This is a genomic window from bacterium, assembly GCA_035703895.1.
In the GTDB taxonomy this organism is placed as follows: domain Bacteria; phylum Sysuimicrobiota; class Sysuimicrobiia; order Sysuimicrobiales; family Segetimicrobiaceae; genus Segetimicrobium.
The window spans coordinates 1-2,687 of the sequence record DASSXJ010000125.1; the positions used below are offsets into that span (position 1 = coordinate 1).

Below are 2,687 nucleotides of genomic sequence, written 5' to 3' on the forward strand. Positions count from 1 at the left end.
AGCCTGAAGGCGGTCGTGCTGGCCGCCCAGGCCATTCGGGCCGGCGACGGCAATTTGCTCGTGGTGGGCGGCGTGGAAAGCATGAGTCGAACGCCGCACCTCGTCGACGGCCGCATGAACCAATTGCGCTTCGGCAACACCCAACTCAGAGACGCCTTGCTCGTCGATGGATTGTGGTGCGCATTTGAGAACTGGGCGATGGGCAGCGCAGCCGAGTTCATCGCCGATGAATACCAAGTGACGCGCGAAGCGATGGACCGCTACGCGCTGGCGAGTCACCAGAAAGCGGTTGCCGCGATCGACGGCGGCAAGTTTGAGGCGGAAATCGTGCCGGTGGCCGTCACGGGGCGTTCCGGGGAGACGACGGTCACCCACGACGAAGCGCCCCGCCGCGATACGTCGCTGGACGCACTGCGCAGGCTCCGCCCCGCCTTCAAATCCGGCGGCCGGGTGACGGCGGGCAACGCCCCGGGCCTGAACGACGCGGCCGCGGCCCTGGTCATCGCCAGCCAGGCAACGGCACAGGCCATTGGCGCCCGGCCCCTGGCCCGTATCGCCGGGTATGCGCAGGCAGCCGTTGAGCCCAAATACATCTTCGACGCTCCCGCCAAAGCCATTCCGCGTCTGCTCAAGAAGCTGGGGTGGACACTTGACGATGTCGATCTGCTGGAGGTGAACGAAGCCTTTGCGGCTCAGATCTTGGGAAACGGGTACGCGCTCGCCGACGAGGGCTGGAACTGGGAGAAGGTCAACGTGAACGGGGGCGCCATTGCGTTGGGTCACCCGCTCGGCGCCACCGGTGCGCGCATCTTGACGACGTTGTTATACGCGCTCAAGGATCGTGGCCTGCGGCGCGGCATCGCGTGTCTCTGCTTAGGCGGTGGGGAGGCCGTGGCCGTCGCCGTCGAAATGGCCACGTGAGCGGACCATGGAGAGGAACCTCAATCTCCTGATCATCGGAGCCGGCCCGTACGGCCTGGCGATGGCGGCGTACGCCGGGCATCTCGGCATCGATCACGTGATCGTCGGGAAGCCGATGGAATTCTGGAAGGCCAACATGCCCGAGGGCATGTACCTGCGCTCAACCAGTGATTGGTCGCTGGACCCGGTGGGGGTCCATTCGCTTGAGAACTATCTGGCGATGCAAGGGGCGACTCCCGGCGATGCCGAGCCCCTCTCCCTCCAATTCTACTTGGCCTATGCGCAGTGGTTTCTGGAACAGAAGCGAATCGACGCGATACCCACCCTGATCCGACGGCTCGACTGGTCGGGCGGGGCGGATCGCCAGATTCACGCGACGCTGGACGATGGCCGGGTCATCCGCGCGAGACACGTCGTGATTGCCGTGGGCTTCAAGTACTTCAAGTACCTGCCCCCGGAGATGGTCGAACGCGTCCCCGAGGGGCGCTATTCGCATACCTGTGATCGTATCGATTTCCGGGATCTACGAGGGAAGCGCTGCCTCGTCGTGGGAGGACGGCAGAGCGCATTCGAATGGACGGCCTTGCTCAACGAAGCGGGCGCGGCCGCCGTTCACGTTTCTCACCGGCATGATACCCCCTCGTTCAAGGCGGCCGACTGGTCTTGGGTCAATCCCCTGGTGGATGCAATGGTGGAGAATCCGGCCTGGTTCCGTAGGCTCTCACCGGAGGAAAAGGAGGCGGTCGGCCAGCGGCTTTGGGCGGAAGGGCGCTTGAAAGTTGAGCCTTGGCTAGAGCCGCGGGTGATGAAAGACGCTGTCACGTTGTGGCCAAAGACACAACTCGTGGCCGCCGGGTTGCTGCCCAGCGGAGAGCTGGTGGTGAAGTTGGACAACGGCAAGACGCTCACCATCGACCACGTCATCCTGGCGACGGGGTACAAAGTAGCAATAGGCCGGGTGCCATTCCTGGCACAGGGGAATCTCCTGGCCACCCTGGCCACCCAGAATGGCTTTCCCATCTTGGATGAGCATTTCCAGACCAATATCCCGGGGCTGTTCATCACCAGCATGCCGGCCTCCCAGGATTTTGGACCATTCTTCGCGTTTACCGTGTCTGTGCGCACCTCGGCAAAGCTCATTGGACAGGCCATCGTGCGCCGCCAAGCGTGACCATGGCGCCCCGGGAACCGATCGCGGGCCCCGACGAAGGGACCCTCTTGTGGGAACCGACCGAACGCCAGCGGGCGCGTGCCAACGTTACCCGGTACCTGGGCTGGCTCAAGACCACCAAGGGGCTGGCGTTCGCCTCCTACGAGGAGCTCTGGCGATGGTCGGTCACCGACGTGGAGACATTTTGGGCCACGATGCTGGAGTTCTTTCAAGTCATCGCCCCGCGGCGGGAGTCCCGGGTGCTCGCGGACCGGCGAGTCATGGGTGCGCGGTGGTTCCCGGGAGTTGAGCTGAACTATGCCGAGCACGCCCTGCGCCGCAGAGACGCCCACCCGGCCGTGGTCTTTCGCTCCGAGGGGCGTCCGCTCAGCACACTGACCTTCGGCGACCTCTACCGGCAGACGGCCGTTGTGGCATCCGCGCTCAAGGAGTTGGGCGTGCGCCGGGGCGACCGGATCGTCGCCTATATGCCCAACATTCCGGAGACCCTGATCGCCTTCCTGGCGACGGCCAGCCTAGGCGCGATCTGGTCGAGTTGCCCTCCCGAGTTCGGCACGCGAAGTGTGTTGGACCGTTTTCAGCAGATCGAGCCTCG

Annotated in this window: 3 protein-coding genes; all 3 read left to right on the forward strand. The window is 64.5% G+C overall.

The annotated features are described in order from the left end of the window. The coding region (locus tag VFP86_08670) for a thiolase family protein (GenBank protein HET8999703.1) at positions 1–921 on the forward strand (921 nt) is incomplete at its 5' end. 7 nt (positions 922–928) lie between these two features. Then, a complete protein-coding gene (locus VFP86_08675) occupies positions 929–2,092 on the forward strand; it encodes an NAD(P)/FAD-dependent oxidoreductase (GenBank protein ID HET8999704.1) in 1,164 nt (387 codons plus the stop codon). A gap of 2 nt (positions 2,093–2,094) precedes the next feature. Next, positions 2,095–2,687 (forward strand): AMP-binding protein (locus tag VFP86_08680; protein HET8999705.1); only part of this gene is annotated, 593 nt, incomplete at its 3' end.